Origin of the sequence: Spiroplasma endosymbiont of Virgichneumon dumeticola, from assembly GCF_964264745.1 — a bacterium.
Lineage (GTDB): Bacteria > Bacillota_I > Bacilli_A > Mycoplasmatales > VBWQ01 > Spiroplasma_E.
This window is the reverse complement of record NZ_OZ183478.1, coordinates 1,166,977-1,188,749: the sequence shown is the minus strand read 5'-3', so window position 1 is coordinate 1,188,749 and position 21,773 is coordinate 1,166,977. Positions and strand designations below refer to the sequence as shown.

General features: G+C 25.3%; 31 protein-coding genes. 23 read left to right on the top strand and 8 right to left on the bottom strand.

The genetic code is table 4. The features are described 5' to 3' along the window. The first annotated feature begins 2 nt into the window (after positions 1-2). The gene (locus ACFEL4_RS07610) at positions 3-2,534 is read left to right on the top strand and encodes an endo-beta-N-acetylglucosaminidase (RefSeq protein WP_375317261.1); all 2,532 of its coding nucleotides are present in this window, start codon (positions 3-5) and stop codon (positions 2,532-2,534) included. Between the two features lie 125 nt (positions 2,535-2,659). Next, positions 2,660-3,133, top strand: a complete 474-nt coding sequence (locus ACFEL4_RS07605; protein ID WP_375317260.1) for a hypothetical protein — start codon at positions 2,660-2,662, stop codon at positions 3,131-3,133. Positions 3,134-3,789: 656 nt separating this feature from the next. On the opposite strand, the gene ACFEL4_RS07600 is transcribed toward ACFEL4_RS07605, so the two are convergent. Together ACFEL4_RS07600 and ACFEL4_RS07595 are read right to left on the bottom strand one after the other, a co-directional pair. Beyond that, positions 3,790-4,179 (bottom strand): IS1595 family transposase, encoded by a 390-nt coding sequence (locus ACFEL4_RS07600; protein WP_375316929.1) that lies wholly within the window; start codon positions 4,177-4,179, stop codon positions 3,790-3,792. Continuing rightward, positions 4,074-4,610, bottom strand: a complete 537-nt coding sequence (locus tag ACFEL4_RS07595; RefSeq protein ID WP_375317259.1) for a hypothetical protein — start codon at positions 4,608-4,610, stop codon at positions 4,074-4,076. Before ACFEL4_RS07595 ends, ACFEL4_RS07600 begins: the two co-directional genes overlap by 106 nt. A gap of 104 nt (positions 4,611-4,714) precedes the next feature. Between ACFEL4_RS07595 and ACFEL4_RS07590 the strand changes: the two genes are divergently transcribed. The 18 genes from ACFEL4_RS07590 (at position 4,715) to ACFEL4_RS07505 (ending at position 16,238) form a co-directional block, all read left to right on the top strand. Continuing rightward, positions 4,715-5,404, top strand: coding sequence for a hypothetical protein (locus tag ACFEL4_RS07590; protein WP_375317258.1), 690 nt, complete (start codon positions 4,715-4,717; stop codon positions 5,402-5,404). 202 nt (positions 5,405-5,606) lie between these two features. Further along, on the top strand, positions 5,607-5,753 hold the full coding sequence (locus ACFEL4_RS07585; protein WP_375317257.1) for a hypothetical protein: 147 nt from the start codon (positions 5,607-5,609) through the stop codon (positions 5,751-5,753). Positions 5,754-5,936: 183 nt separating this feature from the next. Then, a complete protein-coding gene (locus tag ACFEL4_RS07580; protein WP_375317256.1) occupies positions 5,937-6,368 on the top strand; it encodes a hypothetical protein in 432 nt (143 codons plus the stop codon). An 879-nt stretch (positions 6,369-7,247) separates the two neighbouring features. After that, the gene (locus ACFEL4_RS07575; protein ID WP_375317255.1) at positions 7,248-7,661 is read left to right on the top strand and encodes a hypothetical protein; all 414 of its coding nucleotides are present in this window, start codon (positions 7,248-7,250) and stop codon (positions 7,659-7,661) included. 16 nt (positions 7,662-7,677) lie between these two features. Beyond that, the gene (locus tag ACFEL4_RS07570; protein ID WP_375317084.1) at positions 7,678-8,100 is read left to right on the top strand and encodes a hypothetical protein; all 423 of its coding nucleotides are present in this window, start codon (positions 7,678-7,680) and stop codon (positions 8,098-8,100) included. 4 nt (positions 8,101-8,104) lie between these two features. After that, positions 8,105-8,398, top strand: coding sequence for a hypothetical protein (locus tag ACFEL4_RS07565; protein ID WP_375317254.1), 294 nt, complete (start codon positions 8,105-8,107; stop codon positions 8,396-8,398). Positions 8,399-8,400: 2 nt separating this feature from the next. Beyond that, positions 8,401-8,634 carry a hypothetical protein gene (locus tag ACFEL4_RS07560; protein ID WP_375317253.1) on the top strand — a complete coding sequence of 78 codons (234 nt, stop codon included), beginning with the start codon at positions 8,401-8,403 and terminating at the stop codon, positions 8,632-8,634. A gap of 35 nt (positions 8,635-8,669) precedes the next feature. Further along, the gene (locus tag ACFEL4_RS07555; protein ID WP_375317252.1) at positions 8,670-8,822 is read left to right on the top strand and encodes a hypothetical protein; all 153 of its coding nucleotides are present in this window, start codon (positions 8,670-8,672) and stop codon (positions 8,820-8,822) included. Positions 8,823-8,830: 8 nt separating this feature from the next. Continuing rightward, on the top strand, positions 8,831-9,109 hold the full coding sequence (locus ACFEL4_RS07550; protein ID WP_375317251.1) for a hypothetical protein: 279 nt from the start codon (positions 8,831-8,833) through the stop codon (positions 9,107-9,109). A 185-nt stretch (positions 9,110-9,294) separates the two neighbouring features. Further along, entirely contained in the window at positions 9,295-9,702 is a 408-nt protein-coding gene (locus tag ACFEL4_RS07545) for a hypothetical protein (RefSeq protein WP_375317250.1), read from the top strand. Positions 9,703-9,914: 212 nt separating this feature from the next. After that, complete coding sequence (locus ACFEL4_RS07540) at positions 9,915-10,595, top strand: hypothetical protein (RefSeq protein WP_375317249.1); 681 nt, start codon at positions 9,915-9,917, stop codon at positions 10,593-10,595. Positions 10,596-10,766: 171 nt separating this feature from the next. After that, positions 10,767-10,991: a hypothetical protein gene (locus ACFEL4_RS07535; RefSeq protein WP_375317248.1), complete on the top strand. Its 225-nt coding sequence runs from the start codon at positions 10,767-10,769 to the stop codon at positions 10,989-10,991. Next, positions 10,981-11,226: a hypothetical protein gene (locus ACFEL4_RS07530; RefSeq protein WP_375317076.1), complete on the top strand. Its 246-nt coding sequence runs from the start codon at positions 10,981-10,983 to the stop codon at positions 11,224-11,226. Before ACFEL4_RS07535 ends, ACFEL4_RS07530 begins: the two co-directional genes overlap by 11 nt. Positions 11,227-11,238: 12 nt before the next feature. Further along, positions 11,239-11,622, top strand: coding sequence for a hypothetical protein (locus ACFEL4_RS07525; RefSeq protein WP_375317005.1), 384 nt, complete (start codon positions 11,239-11,241; stop codon positions 11,620-11,622). Between the two features lie 15 nt (positions 11,623-11,637). Next, positions 11,638-12,837, top strand: coding sequence for a hypothetical protein (locus tag ACFEL4_RS07520; RefSeq protein ID WP_375317247.1), 1,200 nt, complete (start codon positions 11,638-11,640; stop codon positions 12,835-12,837). Positions 12,838-12,851: 14 nt separating this feature from the next. Beyond that, positions 12,852-14,204 carry a hypothetical protein gene (locus ACFEL4_RS07515; protein ID WP_375317246.1) on the top strand — a complete coding sequence of 451 codons (1,353 nt, stop codon included), beginning with the start codon at positions 12,852-12,854 and terminating at the stop codon, positions 14,202-14,204. Beyond that, positions 14,198-14,545 (top strand): hypothetical protein, encoded by a 348-nt coding sequence (locus ACFEL4_RS07510; protein ID WP_375317245.1) that lies wholly within the window; start codon positions 14,198-14,200, stop codon positions 14,543-14,545. The genes ACFEL4_RS07515 and ACFEL4_RS07510 overlap by 7 nt, the downstream gene beginning before the upstream one ends. Position 14,546: 1 nt before the next feature. Then, on the top strand, positions 14,547-16,238 hold the full coding sequence (locus ACFEL4_RS07505; protein WP_375317244.1) for a hypothetical protein: 1,692 nt from the start codon (positions 14,547-14,549) through the stop codon (positions 16,236-16,238). A 40-nt stretch (positions 16,239-16,278) separates the two neighbouring features. Here the strand turns inward: ACFEL4_RS07505 and ACFEL4_RS07500 are convergent, their stop codons facing one another. The 4 genes from ACFEL4_RS07500 to ACFEL4_RS07485 all read right to left on the bottom strand — a co-directional run bounded on the left by ACFEL4_RS07500 (position 16,279) and on the right by ACFEL4_RS07485 (position 18,014). After that, on the bottom strand, positions 16,279-16,668 hold the full coding sequence (locus tag ACFEL4_RS07500; RefSeq protein WP_375316919.1) for a transposase: 390 nt from the start codon (positions 16,666-16,668) through the stop codon (positions 16,279-16,281). Beyond that, positions 16,563-17,099, bottom strand: a complete 537-nt coding sequence (locus tag ACFEL4_RS07495) for a hypothetical protein (RefSeq protein ID WP_375316920.1) — start codon at positions 17,097-17,099, stop codon at positions 16,563-16,565. The genes ACFEL4_RS07500 and ACFEL4_RS07495 overlap by 106 nt, the downstream gene beginning before the upstream one ends. A 94-nt stretch (positions 17,100-17,193) precedes the next feature. Continuing rightward, positions 17,194-17,730: an IS1595 family transposase gene (locus tag ACFEL4_RS07490; protein WP_375317243.1), complete on the bottom strand. Its 537-nt coding sequence runs from the start codon at positions 17,728-17,730 to the stop codon at positions 17,194-17,196. Next, on the bottom strand, positions 17,643-18,014 hold the full coding sequence (locus ACFEL4_RS07485) for a hypothetical protein (RefSeq protein ID WP_375317242.1): 372 nt from the start codon (positions 18,012-18,014) through the stop codon (positions 17,643-17,645). The genes ACFEL4_RS07490 and ACFEL4_RS07485 overlap by 88 nt, the downstream gene beginning before the upstream one ends. 18 nt (positions 18,015-18,032) lie before the next feature. On the opposite strand from ACFEL4_RS07485, the gene ACFEL4_RS07480 reads away from it, so the two are divergent. From ACFEL4_RS07480 to ACFEL4_RS07470, 3 genes are all read left to right on the top strand, one after another. Next, positions 18,033-19,052, top strand: coding sequence for a hypothetical protein (locus ACFEL4_RS07480; RefSeq protein ID WP_375317241.1), 1,020 nt, complete (start codon positions 18,033-18,035; stop codon positions 19,050-19,052). Between the two features lie 138 nt (positions 19,053-19,190). Beyond that, positions 19,191-20,402 carry a hypothetical protein gene (locus ACFEL4_RS07475; RefSeq protein WP_375317240.1) on the top strand — a complete coding sequence of 404 codons (1,212 nt, stop codon included), beginning with the start codon at positions 19,191-19,193 and terminating at the stop codon, positions 20,400-20,402. Further along, the gene (locus ACFEL4_RS07470) at positions 20,374-20,901 is read left to right on the top strand and encodes a hypothetical protein (RefSeq protein ID WP_375317239.1); all 528 of its coding nucleotides are present in this window, start codon (positions 20,374-20,376) and stop codon (positions 20,899-20,901) included. Before ACFEL4_RS07475 ends, ACFEL4_RS07470 begins: the two co-directional genes overlap by 29 nt. An 18-nt stretch (positions 20,902-20,919) precedes the next feature. Here ACFEL4_RS07470 and ACFEL4_RS07465 read toward each other — a convergent pair whose 3' ends face one another. Together ACFEL4_RS07465 and ACFEL4_RS07460 are read right to left on the bottom strand one after the other, a co-directional pair. After that, positions 20,920-21,330 carry an IS1595 family transposase gene (locus tag ACFEL4_RS07465; RefSeq protein ID WP_375317080.1) on the bottom strand — a complete coding sequence of 137 codons (411 nt, stop codon included), beginning with the start codon at positions 21,328-21,330 and terminating at the stop codon, positions 20,920-20,922. After that, a complete protein-coding gene (locus ACFEL4_RS07460; protein WP_375317079.1) occupies positions 21,225-21,761 on the bottom strand; it encodes a hypothetical protein in 537 nt (178 codons plus the stop codon). Before ACFEL4_RS07460 ends, ACFEL4_RS07465 begins: the two co-directional genes overlap by 106 nt. Between the last annotated feature and the right edge of the window lie 12 nt (positions 21,762-21,773).

Sequence of the window (21,773 nt, the reverse complement as noted above, 5' to 3'; positions counted from 1 at the left end):
TTATGAAGAAGAAAATTTATGCTTTATTAGGAGTTAGCATTTTCTCTCCGCTTACGATGATGACTATTAGTTGTTCTTTTAATTTCTTAGGGATTGATGTAAAAAATTTACCTAATTATGACTGAAGTGCAGAAGAACCTTACGGTTCTAGTTACCAAAAAGTTAATGATATTGCTAATGTCACTAATATGGGTAATGTTAATATTAAACATAATCAACGTTATCTTGATTATCATAATTTTAATACTGGATACAAAAATGATGTTGGTATTAAAAAACAAGCAGTTACTGGTATCCCATTAAACTCAGCATTTTTACCTAACGGTAACGAGCGAAGAGATTTCGGTGAAACTGATAAAAATAAAATGTTTGAATCGATTAATAGTATTCTCGATTGAAATCCTGCTATTGATCATGATGCTAAATATAATCAAAGTGATGTTCCATTACTTGCAACAAAAAAAGTTGCTGTCAAATGAGTTAATAGTCAAAATGAAAACCTTAAAACCCTTGATTTAGGGCTAAGCGTTAAAGCAACTAGTGGTACTAATACTATAGTGGGTACGAAACGTACTTTTGATTATAACTTTAATAATTGACAATATGTTGATACTTTTGTTGCATGATCTGGTGCTATTAGTGAAGGAATTATTGTTCCACCTGCTGCTGCTGATATTAATCAAGCTCATATTAATGGTACAAGAATTTTAGGTACCATTTTTCTAGATGGCTTTCATGGTTTAAGTAAAAGTGATTTAAGAGATTATGTTAAAACTGACAAAGATGGTAATTATTTAATTGTTGATGTGTTAATTAACATGGCTAAATATATGGGATTTGATGGTTGAATTTATAATAATGAACCTAATGGTGGTTCACCTAATGGTTTAGTTATGGATAGTCAAAATTCAATAAACATTGTTCAGCAGTTTACTAACAAAACCAAAAATAGTAGTGATGAGTCAATTAAAAACTTACAAATGATTACTTATAAGAATGATGGTAACTTAAAATACCTATCTAATGGTAAGCTTTTAGATAATGAAGCTGATAGTTTATCAAAAGCTGCTGATGGTCGTTTTTTACAAGATTTTTATACTTATCCTAATGATAGTGCCCAATGAAATGCTAATCATCAGCAATATAATAAGTTTGATACGTACAACTTATACAATCTTGGTGGTTGAGTAGGTGGTCAAGTTTTTTACAATGAAACGCGAATGGGAACGCGTAATATTAATGAGTTAACACAAGAACATTTTGACAGTTTTGGTAATCGTTATCACGACCCGATTCAAGAACAAAATGATTATCAAAATAATAAATGAACATTTAGTGGTCAAGATATTAATTCCATAAGTATGTTTGCTTCGACAACTCCTGTTGATTTGGCACGGATGTATTTAGAAAACTTAGATCATCCCATTACGATTACTGATGATACATATGCGACAGTTTATGCTAACTATCTTGATGATATGGTCTATACTGGTCACAATCGTCATTTAAATGATGATGATAAAGGTACTACGTCATGATTACCAGAAACTGATGTTAGTGGTTTAAGTTATGGCATTGGAGATAAGGAATTAGAAAATACCGTTTTATTTGATAATGATGTCCATGCATTACAACAATTTAAAACTAATTTTTCGACAGGTAACGGTCAAATTTTTGTGAACAATGATGGTCAACAAATTAATAATTATCCTTGAAACAATCGTCGGATTGCTGATACGACACTTACTTACAAATGAGATATTAAAGATAGTACTACTAATGATAATGATAAAAACATCTTTGGTTTTTATGATTACTATCATGCTTATCGCAAAGGTAATGCTTTAGCATTAGGTAGTGGTTTTGATAAGAGTGGTAAAATTTTACCTGTTAAATTTAATAGTGAAAAACAATGAAATATTATGGGTACTAACTATAGTAATAATGATAAAATTATTAATTGAAAATACAAAGTTAGTGATAATCATAATTGTGATTTTGATGTTAATTTAGGAGTTACTTTTGATGATGGTACTTATCATTCATTAGCACCTGTTAATAGTGATGGAGGTAATGGTTGAGTTAGTATGACTGTCAACTTAGATTCTTTAACAATCCCTGCTAATACAAAGATTGCTAAATTAGGATTAGATATTAAACCACATAATAATATTAAAGCAACACCTGTTACTTTTGATATTGGTGAGTTACGAATTAATTATCCTTGTAGTGTTAATAATAGTAAAGATGACATTATCCCACCAATTAATAAACTTATTAGTGAGTATGCCATCACTCGTGATAATTTAACGAGTATTAGATTAAACTGAGATGTTAACCCCATTAAGAAAGAAAATATTGATTATTATGAAATTTATTTACAACAAGGTGGTAATTACTACCGTTTAGGTGAAACTACTAATTGTAATTATTATGTTAAAAATTTAACACTAAATAGTAGTAAAATTATTATTAAAAGTGTTAATAAATATAATAACAATAATGATATTTATCAAAGTTGAAATATTGTTTAATTATCGTTGCAATTGTATTAATGACCTGTCATATTGTTGTTATTTCCTATTATTAGTGTTTTAAATTAATCAATTTATGCTATACTTAATTAAATTACATAACAGACAGATTGGAAGATTTAAAGATGAAAAATTTAATACGAATACTACCAACACTATTTTTATTAACACCAGGTTTAACAGTAAATACTAACAATACGCAAATTAATATTAATGCTAATGACAACCAATTTCATGCTATGACTGGTACAAATGAACTTATTATTACTTTAACAAGTGATAAAGAAGGTAATATTTATGCTGGTACTTATTTACATGTTTATAAATGTTTAGCTGGTGAAAATGATTTTAAAGTTATTAGTAATCTAAACTATGCTAATGATTTAACTTCTGATAGCTATGGTAATATCTATGCTGCTACAAGAAGTGGTGTCTTCGAATGTTTAGCAGTAAGTTCTGAATTTAACTTAGTAGCAAATTTTACTAACTATGCAACAAAACTAACAATTGACACAAATAACACACTTTATGTTGCAACTAATGATGGTGGGCGTATCAAGTTAATGGTTAGATTTAATAAAAATATAAATGAGAGATAATACTCTCATTTATAATAAAAGTAGTTTAGTATTTATTGGTGATGGTGCACCTTGAATTAAAACTTCTGCTAAAAAAGAAAACATTCCTTATGTAATTGATAGACACCATGTTTTTAAAGCACTAAAAAAAGTATTTATTTTTAATAGAAAAGTATGGATGGTCTAATTTTCGCCATCACACTAAATACATAGAATGAATTTTTCTTAATTTTTTCTGATAAATTTTTAGTGTTAATTTATGAATTATTTAACACTTTATTATTTATCAATACTTTTGTTATAAATTAAACTCTATTTTTCTTATCATTTTCTTTTTTTCAAACTACATCCATAATTTTTCCTTAATTTATATTTTAAATTACTCAAGATAATAATGTTATATCATATATGAATATAGAATTAATGGAACTAAAAAACATAATTTTTACCTTACTAAATATGAGATAAAATACTAAAAAATAAAAATTAATTGTTGATAGACAATAAATAAAAACACTAAAACACGTATTATATCAAATATACATTATGATTTTTAAAATTTGTTAAAGTTTATTCATAAACTAAATATAGTTGGCTTTTCTCCCTTTATGTACTATTTTTAAATTTTATCACATAAATGCTGAGAAAAGCCTATCTACGGACTTCTCCCCACATTTTTAAATTAAACATAGCATTACAGTTTCAAAACTAGGTATGTTATTGAATTTATATGCAGCTTCTTTTGCATATAAATGAATATGATGTTTTGCAACTTTGATATGTGTTTTAAATGTTCTTCGTATATGTTTTCATACTGACTCAATTTGGTTGGTATTTACACCAGTTTTTGAAACATAGCCATCTTGATGGTTAACTGTTTCATGCTTAGTGAAAACCGATTTCAAATCGCGATATCCTTTTCAAGAATCAGTATGTACATCACACTTTGAAGAAATGTGGTTTATTGCAAACTGCAAAAGATTTTTACTGTTTGCGTTTTTCAATACTTTCACAATCAGATTGTTGGTTGTTTTTTCATAAATACCAACAATCAAGGTTTTGTTCAACAAGGATCTTCCTTGTTTTTTAAACCCATATGTGAAAGATACATTTCATCCATTTGCACTATGCCCTCAACAATGAATTGAGGTTCTTGTTTAGCAATGGCACTTCGGATTTTATGACCCATTCTTCAAGCTGTTTTCAAGGTCGCTCCCAATTCTTTTGCAACATCAGTTGATGGAATTCCATGTTTGGTGTTTATTCATCTAAAGATGAGATAAAACCAAGATATTAAAGGTGTTTGTGACTTTGAAAATATAGTGCCCGTGAGAATACTGAATGTTTGGTGACATTTCAAACATCTCATTTTTCTTAAATTAGAAGTATTAAAATTAAAACTAGAACACCTAATACATTTGCTTTGTTTCAAACTTGCTATATATGCAAGACATTGTTTTTCAGTTTGAAAAGTATTATTGAACTCATTCAATTTCATTGTTTCCTCCACAAGTACATGTGGGGAGAAGTCCGATATAGTTTTTAACCCATTACTTTATTTTTTGAAGTAAATGGGTTTTATTTTGAAAAGGAGTGAAAAATATGCCTTTATTTAATGATGAAGAAACATTAAAAATAGAAATTGAAAATTTAGAAGAAAAAAATAAAGAATTAGATAAAAATATTTTTGTTTTTGATAAGGAAATTGACAATCTAATTGAACAAATTCAAAGCATAGAATATAAAATTAATAACTTAAGAGAACAAAAAAAGCAAGATGATTGACAACTAACCTTCTTAAATGTTATTTCTATAGGATTATTTAAATTTTTCAGAAATAAAAATATTAATTCACAAATTAAAAGTTTAAAAACTAAAGTCAGAACTTTAAAAATAAAAATAAAAGAAAATGAAGAAAATAAACAACCTCTGAAAGATTTAAAAATATCAATTTTAGAAAGGATTAAAAATTCTTGAAAAACATTATTTCTGAAAAATGAAAAACAAAGAATGAAAAAAATTTCTGAAAAATTAGATTTAATTTTAGAAAATCAAAAAAATAAAAAAGTACCTACCCGTAGTATTGACTATCCACCAAGTAAAAATTCATTTGAAGAAGAATTTTCTTCTACAGTATTAACCAACAGTAGTGTTAGTGATTTACCCTTTGATAATAACAATAACTACTATCCAAATCCTTTAAATCCTTTTTCAGAAACAGATGAAGAAAATAAAATTGCAATAATTAATGAATTTGAAGAAAAAAAATGTGATTTAAGAAATCAATTATAAAATAACAGTCCTGATAAAGGGTTCGATACTATTTCAATAAATAGTGATAGTGAAGAAAGTATTGAGGTACTAAGTCGTACTAGTTCACAACAAAGTATTTTACAGTAATTATAAAAATTAATAGGGATAATTCACGACTTTTATCTTTTTTCAAAATCTATGTTCTATGTTGTAAAATTATAGAAAAGGATTTGATGCTAAAATGAAATACACCTACACATGAGCTAAGATGGTTAGCGACAATAATATGAATTATGAAATATTACAACCAGGAAAAATAATTTCTTCTAAAATTTCTGATGATAAAAAATTAGCAAGAAATAAAGTATTAGTTAGAAGAAGAGAATAAAGAGTTTAGAAAAGAAGTTCAAAACTTAAAAGTGAATAATGAATTTATAAAAAAGCGCATACGATCATGATTGAAACCAGACAAGAACAAGGAATAGTTAATCATGATCTTAAAACTACTTTAAATTTAAGAAAATTAAGTTACAAAATAAAATTATAATGCAAAAAATTATATCTCGAATTTATGGGTAAAATTAAACAAAAAATCATGCTTAAATACCTACCTATTACCAAACCTACGTTTTCAAAATTAAAGGGTAATGACCATGGTAGCAAAACCCCAATCAAAATCAATCCCTTTGAGTTAAAAATTAAAGAAGAAATTCTTAAATTAGCACTAACGCCAACTGTAGGTAAAAACGTTGGCAAAAGTTTTTTAAGCATTCTAAAACTATTAATTGCTTTAAGGAGTAAAGAAATATACGTTTCTTATTATCCTATTAAACAAATTTTTATTGAAAATAACATTACTAACACAATTAGAAAATCTAAAAAATATAACTCTGATAATAAACCTACTGAAGAATCAAATTTTCCTGATTTAATTAAAGAGTACAAAGAGGAAAAAATAAGGCTTTTCTCCCTTTATGTACTATCTTTAAATTTTATCACATAAATGCTGAGAAAAGCCTATCTACGGACTTCTCCCCACATTTTTAAATTAAACATAGCATTACAGTTTCAAAACTAGGTATGTTATTGAATTTATATGCAGCTTCTTTTGCATATAAATGAATATGATGTTTTGCAACTTTGATATGTGTTTTAAATGTTCTTCGTATATGTTTGGGCGCTTGTCAAATTTACTAAATAATTAATTACTACATTGATAACTTATTTCTAAATGAATTATTATTGAAAAATAATGAACATTAGACAAAATTATTCTCTTAACCCTTAAATTTATATTCGACATATTTTTATAAATTAAAATTAGTAAGGAAAAAGACAAGAAATAATCTTGTCTTTTTTTGTAATTGTAAAATTTGCAAATTTTATAACCGTCTTTACCACTATTATCAACACGTGTTAGGGACATAAAACAGTGAACCATAACACAGTTGTTCAAAATAGTGGCTAGCATGTGGACTTGCATGTAAAAATAAAAAGTGGAGTGATACCTAACAAAATATACTAACCATGAATAATGGTAATCCTTGGGGTGGCAGCGGATTGGCAACTAGTGTATATAATACCCGCTAGGGGACGTATTGTAATTAATTCTTTATTCAACAGCACTGCCACTTTCAGTGAGCAGTTGCTGATTTATTTTTTTTCAAAATTTTACAATTTATTTACGAGCCCACTTTTTCTAGAAAATATTAATTATATTAGTGTTAATAAAATATATATCCTTTACGCTGTATGCGACAGGATATATAAAAAAAGAAATGATTTTAAAATGCAAATAGAATTTCAAAAATAACAAATTACTGAAAAATCAAATTCTATTTTGATTAATTATGGCGAATATAAATTGTCGGTTCCAAATTGAATGATTAAAAACAATAGTTTTATGGTTGATGATAAATATACATATTGAGTTTTTAATTTAGAAAATGTTAAAAGGGAAATGAATGGGCAAGAGTTATTAAATTTATTACAACCATTTCTTGCTAAGCAAAAAATAACGGTTAATAAACCCCCTGCTAAAAAAGAATATTATATTAATGAAACTAAATTAGAAGAACTTACATTTTACGAAGAACATAATGGGTGATTTATTGGAGAAATAAAAGACCCAAAAACAAACATTATTAATCCATGTTTTAAATACAATGTTAAATGAGTTGAAAATAATAAATCATACAAGATTATTGAATACAATCATAATGATTTACCCACTAATTACTTAATTACTACATATAAACATATTTCAACTCATAATGAAGAATTATTTTTGTTATAAAGGAATCAATAATGAAATGCAATATGACTTAATTATCGGAATTGACCCCGCAGGAATTGGTAATAATGGAATTGTTATATATTCAAGCGAAACTAATAATATTATTTTTAATGAAACATTTAAAACAAAAACTGTTCTAGAAAGTAAAAATCTATTTAAAGAATACTTTTTAATAATTAAACAACATTTTGAAAATAAAAAAATCTTAGTTATTGTAGAAAATTTCTTTTTAAATTCAAAACAATTATTAACTAATCCCCTAGCAACACCGAAAATTATTGGTGCTTTAATGGTATTAATTCAAGATGTAATGAATTGAGATTATCAAGAAAGTGAACCAAAAAACAAAAATAAAATAGAAAATTATAATGGAAATATAAAATTTACAAAACATGAACAAGATGCTTATAAGCACATTCAATATTATTTAAGGAACTAAAAAAATGAAAGATAAAGTGAATTACATTAAATTAACAGTAAAACTTAGTAACACTATAGAAGCAAAATATCATGAGAAAGTTAATAAAGAATTATATTATACTGTTCGTGCTCAATGAAATGGATTAAACTATGTTACCTTAATTTTTAATAATCCCAAATTTTATAAACGATGTATTTTATTAAACAAAAATGATGAAATTATGGTAACTGGACAAATCTTTAATACTTTAAATATTCCAAAAAATCGTGCATTTTGTTCCATTAATGTTAAATGATTTAAAAAATGAAAGGAATAAATATGATTATACTACCTACTTTATTTGGAGATAAAGATGAGATTGAAATATTATCACCATCTCCGCAGGCACTTCATACACATAATGATATTAGAGCAATTATCCTGATGAAATATCCTAATGTTAAATCAAAACATATAGTTATTTCTGACCCCGAAGATAATGTTGCTTTAATAGTTGGTGATAATGAAGTCTATCAAGGATGAGTCAAAGTTTGAATTAAAAAACAAACTTAAATAATACAGAAAAATAGGAATGGGAGGTTAAAAATATGGATAATTATATAATGCATGAATTACTTAGTCAAATTGATTTAGTAAGAAAATCATTAATTATTATTAATGATGAAAATTTAAAAAAATTAGATGTAGAAGATTTATTAATTGAATTATTAATGAAATTAAAATTAAAAGAAAATTTTTAAATTTAATTATGAATAAAGAAAATGACTATATTTTTACATATAAAGAATGTCAATTATTAGAAGAGAAATATAAATTAGATTTTCTTTATTATGTTAGTAATAAATTAAGAAGTGAATGTGATGAGTGTAAAGATATTACTGATAATGATGTATTAGATTTAATTAATGAAGAAATGGCAAAAGTTAAAAATTTATTAAAAAAATATAAAAATAAAAAAATGTTAAAAGGTTATTATTTAGGATTAGAAACTGCAAAATCTTATTTTGTTTGTAGAGAGGGGCAATAATTATGAATAACTACTTATTATCGGTAGACCCAAGTATGAAAAATACTGGGTTTACATTATGAGAAAAAAATATAAGTAAAGATTGAAAAAAAATCAAGATAATACACCATATGAATATCGAAAACCAATATTAATTAGTAGTTGTAGTTTTAAAAAAAAATTCTATTGATAATTTTTATAGAGATATGCATTATGTTATATATGGTACTTTAGAATTAAAAAATGAATTAACTAATTCTAAAAATAATTTTGATTTAATTATTGAACGTGGTACTTTTCATAGTAAAAATGGTATTGGTTATGAAACTCAAGACCATTTACGTGGTTTTATTGCTGGACAATTTAATAAATTATTAACAAAAGATATGTTAATTAGTAGTAGTGAATGAAGAAAATGATATAAAGAAAAACAAGAATTACTATTACCAATATATACAAGTTATTCTAAAATTAAAAAATGAGATAAAGATTTTAGTATTATGTTTGCAACTAGTTTAATTAAGAAAAATAATTGAAATATAGAAATTAAAGACCATGACCAAGCAGAAAGTTTATTAATTGGTTGATATTATTTGAATAAGGAAGTGAAATAAAATGACAGTATATTGATGTAATGAATGTGAAACTGACTATATACATTGTGAATGTAGAAACTCTAAAAATTGAGAAAAATTAGACTAAAGGAAAAAAGAAAATGAAAACTAAATTAAAATGTATAGTTAAAAATTGAAAAAAATAAAAGAAGAGAAAATAAGGAGTAAATAATGAGAAATATGAAATTTAAATTTATAAAAGGAGAATAAATATGGAAACAAATAATTATACTTTAACTAAATTAATAAGAACTGGAATTAGTCCAATTTCAGCAATGATAGGTACAAGTGCTTATTATGGACAATTAATAGGTAATCCAATACTTGGCAGTATTAATAGTTTATTATTTGGTAAAAAATTAGGTTTTGATATATGAAATTTAAATCAAAGACCTTCTGCTAAAACTAAACTAATTAATAGTTCTAAAAAAATATTATTAGGTTTAGGAACAATTGGGTTAGCAAATTATACTAAATGAATAGAAAATAATATTAATCCAACTCCTAGTCCATTACCAATTACGACAACTCCAATTCCAACTACTACCACAGAAACACCACCATGACCATTAATGGTGAATGAAAATAATAATCTTAATAATTTAATGGATTGAGATACTTATATTTCATTAAATGCTTATGGTATTTCAAATCTTATAGCAGGAATTACTGAATTAATACCTAATAGATTTGAAACTATTCGTAAAGTAGCAAATATAGCAAATGGTGGATGTTTAATATCAACTGGTGTTGCTATTGGTATTAATAATGGTTTTGATAATGCAAGTGCTATTCCTACTATTATTGCTGGTGCAAGTGAAATTACACATAGTTTATTACCGATAGAAACAAATCATGATAGAGAAATGCAAGAAACATCATTTACTAATTAAACAGCAAGATTAATTAATAATGATATTGATAATAGATTTACCATCAATAGCGAAACAAATAGTCAATATGGTAGTGATAATATGAGTGAAGTACAATTAAACCATGCTGATAATCATTAATTAAATTGAGATTATAATCACATGAGTTTATAACAGAAAGGAAAACATAAAATGAAAGAATTTATCCATGAACTAATTATCATAGGAACATCTGTAGGAACATTAATTTGTAGAGAAATTATTGTAATTTTAAAAAAATATATTACAACTCCAAAACATGTACGTTCTTATAATAAAATGAAAAAACATGAAAATAAGTTAAATAAACAACAAATAAAACTAGAAAAAATTATGCAAAAAGACAAAACAAGGAAGTGAAATAACTATGGAAAATAATGAAATTGGCATGACAACTAACATGAAACAAATTTATTTGTTAATGTATAAAACTAATCAAAGTGATGATATGAAATATAAATCATTTGAAACATTAGAATTAGCAACATTATTTCATTTAGGTTTTAAAGAAGTAGTTACTAAAATCGGCTATCCTAATCGTGAAATTATTCATTATCAAATTTTAGCAATTCCATTTAATTTAGATGAAAGCAAAATGTTAAATTTTAATTAAGGAGGATTAAACATGATTGAAAATGAAACTAATGTAAAAAATGAATTTTTAACTGAAAATAATGCTGAACAAAATCAACCTGATAATGAAATTAATCAAAAAATTAATGAAGCAGAAAATAAGTTAAATAAAATTAATCAAGAACTTAAAGAACAACAAATGATTAATATTTTTAATAAATATCAAATTAAAAAAGAATTTCATGATTATTTAAAGTTTAAAACAAAAGATACTAAAAGTGAAGAAATAGAAAATACTATAAAACAATTTATTAAAGAACAGCCAGTATTAAGAACACCAATGAATACTGGCGGTAATCAACAAACAATTATTAATAATCAAATACCAACAAAAATTAATCCATTATTGGATTATAAAAAGAAAAATTATTTATAGAAAAGGAAAGTTAAAATGGCAGTAAATATTCAAACAAACTTAAATAATACAGAAAAATTAGTAGAAGCTCCTGAATTCATTGAATTTTTTAAACAATCAAATAGTCCATGAGCAAGTTTTTTTCCAATCGAAATGATTAATTCTACTACAATTGAGTTTATTATTAAATTACCAAAAGACCCAAAAATTAAAGTACTTCCATGAATTGATAAAAGTACAAGACTTGATGTTAGTTATGCAGAAACTGATAAAATTCAAAAATTTATTGAAAAATTATATGTTGCAGGTGAAACAATTTCTGCTGTTGATTTATTAGGAGAAAATCGTCAAAATTTATTAGATACAATGCAATATGAAATTGCAAATGATTTAGCAAACAAATTGGCAAGTGATGATACTAATATAATTTCTCAATTTGCTACTAAGGTAATAATCGATAAGGCAACAGAACTCAAAGAGCAAGCAATTAAATATTTAGAAGCAATGTTATCTTCTTGAAATACTTTATTTCAATTAAGAAATGATGTTAATTCTCGTTTCTTTATTACTAATAGTACTTATGATAGTCTTGTTTATTTAGCAGATAATAAAGGATTAATTACTGATAATCAAATAGCACAACAATTAAGATTAAATGGTAATGATTTGTATATAAAAGGTGTATTATGTCAAATTGTAATGGATGATTATATGACCTTTACTAATGATAAAAATGAAAGTGAAATTATGTCTTTTATTTTAGCAACACCAAAAGCAATGAAAAGATATATGGTACAACAAACAATTGTTTATGTTCAAGAAATTGCTGATGATAAAGTTGGTAGAGCATACAAAGTTGGTGGTGAAGTATTAGGTCAATCAATTCCTTATATGTCAAAAAAAGAAACAACATCACGTTGAATGTTATGTGGCATTATTAAAACGGATAAAACTGATTTAAAAACTAAATTAACAACTTTAATAACTGATTTTACTGCTAAAACAGATAAAATAAATAAAGAATTAAGTGAAAATATTATGTATGCAAAAGAAGTTAATGGTTTAAATCCTGGTTTAGTAAATCCTATAATTACTTTTTTTAGTGATGCCCAAGGTAAAAATAATATAACTAGTCAAAAACAAAAAGCAGGTGACTTATATGTAGTTATTAGTACAAGTGTTAATGACTTAAACTATAAAGGCTCAACAAATCCTATTAAAATAATGATTAAATAAATGAAATTAATACCATGCCAATTGGTACTACTAGCACTGCTATAATTTTAAACATAAATAAACCAAAACATACTAGAATAAGTAAACAACAAGAAAATAAAAGTTTATGATTAGAAATTCTAGAAATGCTAAGTGTACAAGTAATAGCAGTTGCCCTTGCTCCTTTTACTGGTGGTTTAAGTGAAGATATAGCACTTACATTAGGTGCAAGTGATTTGCTTGCTAGTATTAGTGCAACAAGTATTGAATTTGCAACTGATTTTACTATTAATCAAGTTTATGATTATTTAAAAGGAAATGTTACAAAATTAAATACTTTCTTTAATGTATTACCAGCGTTTGCTGGACTTAATAAAATTACTCGTGGTTTTCGTACTACTAAATTTATTAAATTAGCACAAAAAACTAAAACATTAGAAAAAATTGGCATTAAAGAAGCAAAAAATTTACAAGATGTTATTAATCAAGTAACAGGTAAAGAAATTTTAACTGATAAAATTATTGGTAAACAACGATATTTATCTAACTATTCAGTTGCACCTAATCGTGAAACAATATTGCAAAACTTAGGTTATATTGCTCAAAGACAATTTCATAATAATTTTAAAAAATTAGAAGAACAAGAGTTAAAAGATTACTTGTTATTACAAAATACATTAATAAAGTTAAGTCCACAATTCACTCCAAAATTTAAAATCAAAGATATAGATAGAGTAAATAACTTTTTAAAACAATATAATATTGAATTTAAAGAAGTATTAAATATGAACCAACATGAATGATTAAATTTAGTTCATACTTTACAAATACAAAATAAGGGTAAAACGTTGATTTTAACTTTAGAACAAATACGTGCTAATGCAATAAAATTTAATTTTAAAAATAGTAATATTCATAAATTTGTTTTAAAAACTAATAAAACTTTTAAATATTTTGACATTAGATTTTATTTAAGAACAGGATTAAATAAATTTTGAAAAAATACACCTTATTTTGAAAAATTACGAGAGAAAATCTATAAAATACAAGAAAGGTTTGAAAAGTTAGAAGAAAAAGCAATAGCAAAAATTAATAAATTAAAAGAAAAAGCAAGTGATTTATTTACTAGTGCTGAGAAAAAAGCAATTAAACATGCACAATTAATACCTTTAAATTCACCAGTATTTATGGGATGTAAAATTCAACCATTATCACTAGATAAATGTGCTATTACTATTTATCACCGTAATCCTAAATATAAGCCATTTGTTGTTATTGATACTTTTATTAAAGCAGAAACTTTCGTTACACAAGTACATCCTTTTCATTGATATCGCTGAAATAGTGGTTGATATATTGGTTATGGAGTTAATACTAATAAATGATAAAAACAATAGCATTTGCGCCACCAGTTGTTCAACAGATTATAAGAGATGCTTTTAAGGTGCATCGCGAAATATTAAGAATAATAAGAACTTATCATAAAGTTATTAATGTTATTAATAATCCGTTAGAAAATGTTACTAAATCTTTTAAAAGTGTTAGTTTAAAATTTGGAGTTTATACATTATTTGGTACTGGTTTATTACATCATGTAGAAAAATTTGCTTATAGTCAAGTTGTTGAAAAAGATAAGAAAAAATTACAAAAAGAAATTATACATATAGCACATAGAAAAACTAAACAACGTACTAAACATTATAAAAAAGCATTTTTTAAGGAATGATAATATGATAAAAGAACTTTGAACTGATATTAGTTTAGAAAATTATAATAAGTGGTATCCATTAACTGGAATAATTAATGATACTCCACAACAATATGTAAATACATGACCAAATGCTAATGAATGATTTACTACATTTGCTATTCGCGCACAAAATGATATTAATGCTTATCTTAATTTTATTTTATATAAATTTCATTTTGATAGTTTTAAAGATAAATTAATTCAAGAAACATTAAGAGATATGGTTTATGTAATGATAGAACATTGAGTATTTAATCGTACTCCAATTGAATTTAATGTTGATGCTAATATTCAATTTAATAATGGTACACAGTTTAGTGCAAGTAGTATTCCAACAATTAATGTTTGAGATTTAGCACCAAGTAGAATGAAAATACTAGCTCAATTAACAAAATTAAAAGAGTTACTAATGAGTTATGATGAACAAGAAATTGATGTTGATAAAATTGATTTAGAAGCATTTTATACAAGAAATCAAGTAGATGAATTAATTGAAAATGAAAAAGAACAAAGAATTAGTGGTGATAAAGATAATCATGATTTTATATTAACTAAACAAATAAAATTATATGATGATGTTGTAAGTGAAAAAGAACATGAAGTATTTCGTGGTGCAGTTACTAAACTTGTAAATAAAAGTTATGTAGCAACTGAATATGACCCTGAAACTGAAACAATGATTTTAAATTGACCAAGTGAAATTGGTACATTACCACCTGAAGCATTACAAAATAATCCACAAGAGGGTGATTTTACTCATGCTCCAACTGCTGATTTTTCTGCTAAACAACAAAAACGGATTACTAGTAATGAAAATAATATTAAGTTAGCAAATACAGAAATTGAAAATATTAAAAATAATTGATTTAATATCGAAACAAGTCCTTTATGGAAACGTATCGATGAGCAAATTCCAATTCCTAATGATGATATTAACAAATGATTTATAGTTTTTTGAGATTATGGATTTCAGAATTATGATGATTTATATCTTGTTAAAAAAACTTCAAAATTTCAATTCGTTAAAAATCAAAATATCTCACCAACAGATGTCATATTAGATAAATTAATCTTAAAAGATAATGTTATTATAACATTATTGCTAAATCTTAAGACAAACATAATTTATTTCAATAGTAATAGTAATAATTATGGCACCAATATTGATAAAATATATAAATATCAAGGCATAGGAAAACCTACTGAACTTATAGCAGAAACTAATAATAATGATAATTATTATAATAAACAAGAAACTAATGAACTATTAGATAAAAAACAAAATATTAGTGACGAAAATTTACAAACAAAAAATAAAACTATTGTTAGTGCTATTAATGAAGTTAAAAATGTTAATGATACACAAGATTTACATATTAGTCAAATTAAGACTGAAGTAACTAATGTACAAGGTGTTTTAGTTTTAAAACAAGATAAATTAATAGCGGGTACTAATATAACTATTGATAAAGAAACTAATACTATTAGTGCTACTGGTGGTAAAACTGATTTAACTGATTATTATAAAAAAGAAGAAACAAATAAATTATTAGATAAAAAACAAGATAAAATAGAGAATTTACAAGATAAAATTTGGCTTTTCTCCCTTTATGTACTATTTTTAAATTGGCTTTTCTCCCTTTATGTACTATTTTTAAATTTTATCACATAAATGCTGAGAAAAGCCTATCTACGGACTTCTCCCCACATTTTTAAATTAAACATAGCATTACAGTTTCAAAACTAGGTATGTTATTGAATTTATATGCAGCTTCTTTTGCATATAAATGAATATGATGTTTTGCAACTTTGATATGTGTTTTAAATGTTCTTCGTATATGTTTTCATACTGACTCAATTTGGTTGGTATTTACACCAGTTTTTGAAACATAGCCATCTTGATGGTTAAATGTTTCATGCTTAGTGAAAACCGATTTCAAATCGCGATATCATTTTCAAGAATCAGTATGTACATCACACTTTGAAGAAATGTGGTTTATTGCAAACTGCAAAAGATTTTTACTGTTTGCGTTTTTCAATACTTTCACAATCAGATTGTTGGTTGTTTTTTCATAAATACCAACAATCAAGGTTTTGTTCAACAAGGATCTTCCTTGTTTTTTAAACCCATATGTGAAAGATACATTTCATCCATTTGCACTATGCCTTCAACAATGAATTGAGGTTCTTGTTTAGCAATGGCACTTCGGATTTTATGACCCATTCTTCAAGCTGTTTTCAAGGTCACTCCCAATTCTTTTGCAACATCAGTTGATGGAATTCCATGTTTGGTGTTTATTCATCTAAAGATGAGATAAAACCAAGATATTAAAGGTGTTTGTGACTTTGAAAATATAGTGCCCGTGAGAATACTGAATGTTTGATGACATTTCAAACATCTCATTTTTCTTAAATTAGAAGTATTACAATTAAAACTAGAACAACTAATACATTTGCTTTGTTTCAAACTTGCTATATATGCAAGACATTGTTTTTCAGTTTGAAAAGTATTATTGAACTCATTCAATTTCATTGTTTCCTCCACAAGTACATGTGGGTAGAAGTCCGTTTAAATTTTATCACATAAATGCTGAGAAAAGCCTATCTACGGACTTCTCCCCACATTTTTAAATTAAACATAGCATTACAGTTTCAAAACTAGGTATGTTATTGAATTTATATGCAGCTTCTTTTGCATATAAATGAATATGATGTTTTGCAACTTTGATATGTGTTTTAAATGTTCTTCGTATATGTTTTCATACTGACTCAATTTGGTTGGTATTTACACCAGTTTTTGAAACATAGCCATCTTGATGGTTAACTGTTTCATGCTTAGTGAAAACCGATTTCAAATCGCGATATCCTTTTCAAGAATCAGTATGTACATCACACTTTGAAGAAATGTGGTTTATTGCAAACTGCAAAAGATTTTTACTGTTTGCGTTTTTCAATACTTTCACAATCAGATTGTTGGTTGTTTTTTCATAAATACCAACAATCAAGGTTTTGTTCAACAAGGATCTTCCTTGTTTTTTAAAACCCATATGTGAAAGATACATTTCATCCATTTGCACTATGCCATCAACAATGAATTGAGGTTCTTGTTTAGCAATGGCACTTCGGATTTTATGACCCATTCTTCAAGCTGTTTTCAAGGTCACTCCAATTCTTTTGCAACATCAGTTGATGGAATTCCATGTTTGGTGTTTATTCATCTAAAGATGAGATAAAACCAAGATATTAAAGGTGTTTGTGACTTTGAAAATATAGTGCCCGTGAGAATACTGAATGTTTGATGACATTTCAAACATCTCATTTTTCTTAAATTAGAAGTATTCAAATTAAAACTAGAACACCTAATACATTTGCTTTGTTTCAAACTTGCTATATATGCAAGACATTGTTTTTCAGTTTGAAAAGTATTATTGAACTCATTCAATTTCATTGTTTCCTCCACAAGTACATGTGGGGAGAAGTCCGTAAAATTTTTAATAATAAAGATGATAAAGATAGTACTACAAGATTAGTTAATGATGTTATAAATGTTGGAAATAGAACATTAATTTATAAAAATAAAAGTGGTCCTTCAGTAACAGATGATAATGATATTCCAAATAAAAAATATGTTGATGAAAAAATAAAATCTTTAAATGTTATTAAATGAAAAAATGTTGGTACAAAAGAAAGTAACATTAAAATTAATTATGATTTTAAAGTAAATACTTTATATAGAGTTGGTTATTGTTGAAAAAATGTAGAAAAAAGTCCAATTATATATATATATATATATATATATATATATATGCAATTTTTATGACAAGGTGAAGGTGCTGTATTAGCTAGTTTTTTTAAAGGTATTTCTGGAAAAAGAATTACTGAAGCTTATGTTGATTTAGTAGTTATTTCAAATGCTATTGCAATGGATAGATTTAATGATGATGAAGGTAAAATATATTCATTAGAAGAAGAAATAAAAGAAAATACTTATAAAATCACTAGTAATACATTAGATATTACTTCACCAAGTATAATTAATATAGATAAACCAATTAAAATTAATTCAAAAAGTTTAGAAACTAATGAAATAGAAGACAATTGTTGAGATATTGAATTAAAAGATAATCCAACACCAAATCCTAATCCTAATCCAAGTATTCCAAAATGAAAAGAAGTAGGAACAAGGATAACAAAAAACCAAATTAATTATAAATTTTTTTCCGGGAAAAAATATAGAGTTACTTATATATGGGATGGAGATACGCAACCTATTGCTTATTCTATAAGTAAAGAATTTAATAAATTATTATCAAATAAATATGATTGTGTATATATATTAGATAGTTGTGTAAGAAATTGAAATCTAAATTCAGGTTTAAAAATTGAATTATTAAGATTAGAAGTTATGGATAATATAATTATAATAGTTATTGCAACTAGTGTATATAAAGGTAATATTTTAAAATTAGAAGAATTACAGGAATAATATTATGTTTAAAATATTAAAAATAATTTTAAGTATATTAGGTATTTTGATTAGTTGTTCATTTGTTGGTTTAATGTTGTTTATTATTTATAAAGTTATACTAATAGTTAATAAAGTATTATAGAAAGGTAAATTATTATGAAAATATTTAAAAGAAAAGAAAAACTAACTGAAAATGATAATACAAAGTTATTTAGTTTAAGTAAAGAAAAAACAATACATGCTTCTATATTAGATTTTTTTGGATTTAATAGTTTTAATCATGAAACTCATTTTACTGATTTTGTAGCAGAAAATAATGCTAATTTATATAATGCACCATTAGAAATTAATAACGATAAAATTAAACAATATTTAATTAATCAAGACTATTATCGTAAAAATTGAAATTCTATTTTTAAATTAAGTAAATTAGGAATTAGCGGATATTTAATTTATATTGCGAACGATAATCTATATTTTCAATTAGTAGATATACAACAAAGAAATTATGATATTACTGGTAAATTAATTCAATGTACTATTTTTTATGAGAATTATCAAAAAAATGCTCAAACAGTAAGATTATTTGAAATTTATACTTTAAATAATGAACAAGTAACTATTAATCGTGCCATTTATAGTATTAGTGATAATAAAAAACAATTTGTATTAGATTATAAAACATTTAATAACAATCCTAACTTAGAACAAGAACAAGTATTAAATATTAATTATATACCAATAGCAATTATGCGTAATCGTGCTAATGAAGAACCTGATTGTAATAAAGTAATGGATAAAATTAAAGCATTAGATATTTTCTTTGAACAAATCATTTTAGATGTCATTTTAAACTCACCTAAATTTGTTTTTAATAATATTTATGGTAATAATCAACAATTAATTGATGATGCGATAAGAAAATTAATTGCTAAAAACTATTTATTTACTGATAAAAGTCCTAATGATGCTCCTAATGGTTTAGTAACTATTATTCAAGGGAATTTTAAAGGTAAAACATTAAGCGATGTTTATGATTGATTAATTAATGAAATATCTAAGCGTTGTGGTTTACATATACCAAGTCAAAAGAAATCAGCACAACAATCAGTTCCTGAAAGTACCGCAGTAAATATTTCAACAGTTAATTATATTGAAAAAAAACTATGACAATTTAATATTGATACTCTTAAATTTATTCAATTATTAGTACGTATTGATAAAGATTTATTAGATAGTCAAACATTTGAAATTAAAGATGAACAAGCAATTGAAAATTTAACTGTTAAATTAAATTTATTTAATCCAGTAAATAACCAATTAGTAGGAGAAAATGACAATGGACAACAACAACAAACCACAAACTAAGTTTCCACAAAAACAAACGAAAATTAATCAAGCAGAAAATGATTATTTAATAGATAATATACCTTATGATTTTACTAACCTTATGGATAGTAAAGGTGACCCAGATATTAAAAGAGCATATAGTGAATTTCATCAAAGAACAATCTATATTTATGAAATTGAACGTTTATTCAAAAATAATGAGAATAATACTTTAAAATTCTCACCTAATACTATTAAGATTGGTTTTGTTGATATTGAGAAAGTATTAACTACTAATGCTGTTGAAACATCAGACTTTAATATGCAACTAAACCAAAGGGCAAGCACTAATATTAATGATAATGCCATTGAATATAGTATGACTGATATTAAAAATTTAATCTTTCAAGAAATAGATTTATTAAATCAATTTAAGTTATATGCTGTATCTATTAATGAAGTTTTAACTGAAAATAATATTGATAATTTATATAGGCTTTTCTCCCTTTATGTACTATTTTTAAATTTTATCACATAAATGCTGAGAAAAGCCTATCTACGGACTTCTCCCCACATTTTTAATTAAACATAGCATTACAGTTTCAAAACTAGGTATGTTATTGAATTTATATGCAGCTTCTTTTGCATATAAATGAATATGATGTTTTGCAACTTTGATATGTGTTTTAAATGTTCTTCGTATATGTTTTCATACTGACTCAATTTGGTTGGTATTTACACCAGTTTTTGAAACATAGCCATCTTGATGGTTAACTGTTTCATGCTTAGTGAAAACCGATTTCAAATCGCGATATCCTTTTCAAGAATCAGTATGTACATCACACTTTGAAGAAATGTGGTTTATTGCAAACTGCAAAAGATTTTTACTGTTTGCGTTTTTCAATACTTTCACAATCAGATTGTTGGTTGTTTTTTCATAAATACCAACAATCAAGGTTTTGTTCAACAAGGATCTTCCTTGTTTTTTAAACCCATATGTGAAAGATACATTTCATCCATTTGCACTATGCCCTCAACAATGAATTGAGGTTCTTGTTTAGCAATGGCACTTCGGATTTTATGACCCATTCTTCAAGCTGTTTTCAAGGTCACTCCAAATTCTTTTGCAACATCAGTTGATGGAATTCCATGTTTGGTGTTTATTCATCTAAAGATGAGATAAAACCAAGATATTAAAGGTGTTTGTGACTTTGAAAATATAGTGCCCGTGAGAATACTGAATGTTTGATGACATTTCAAACATCTCATTTTTCTTAAATTAGAAGTATTCAAATTAAAACTAGAACACCTAATACATTTGCTTTGTTTCAAACTTGCTATATATGCAAGACATTGTTTTTCAGTTTGAAAAGTATTATTGAACTCATTCAATTTCATTGTTTCCTCCAC